Genomic DNA, 521 nt, shown 5'->3' on the forward strand with positions numbered 1-521 from the left:
ATCGTTCGCGAGCAGTGGCAGCGTCATCGGCGCTCGCGTGCCGAGGGCCCGCTTGCGGCCTCCTCTGCGGCGCACCGTGAGCCGTTCCTCCCGGTATAGCCGGAACAGCTTCTTGTGATTGACCAGGTAGCCCTCCCGCTTGAGCAGGACGTGCAGGCGACGATAGCCGAAGCGGCGGCGCTCATGGGCGATCGCCCTCATGCGCTGCCGCAGCCCGGCATCATCGGCCCGACTCGTCTGATATCTGACCGTCATGCGGCAACAGCCGATGACTTTACACGCCCGCCGTTCGCTCATCCCGTGAACGCCCACGAGATGCGCGACAGCTTTCCGCTTGGCCGCGGGCGTCACCACTTCTTTCCCAGGAGATCCTTCAGAGCGGCATTGTCCAGCATGGCGTCAGCCAGCAGCCGCTTCAGCCGCGTGTTCTCGTCCTCCAGCGTCTTCAGCCGCTTGGCCTCCGAGACGTCCATTCCACCGAATTTGGCCTTCCACTTGTAAATGCTGGCGTCGCTCACGCC

The 521-nt window shown here is 64.5% G+C and carries 1 pseudogene; it reads right to left on the reverse strand.

Annotation, left to right across the window (positions count from 1 at the left end):
- Nucleotides 1–521: pseudogene (locus HL666_RS33840) on the reverse strand (transposase); the annotation flags it as partial.

It is taken from the genome of Bradyrhizobium aeschynomenes, from assembly GCF_013178945.1.
Taxonomy (GTDB): Bacteria; Pseudomonadota; Alphaproteobacteria; order Rhizobiales; family Xanthobacteraceae; genus Bradyrhizobium; species Bradyrhizobium aeschynomenes.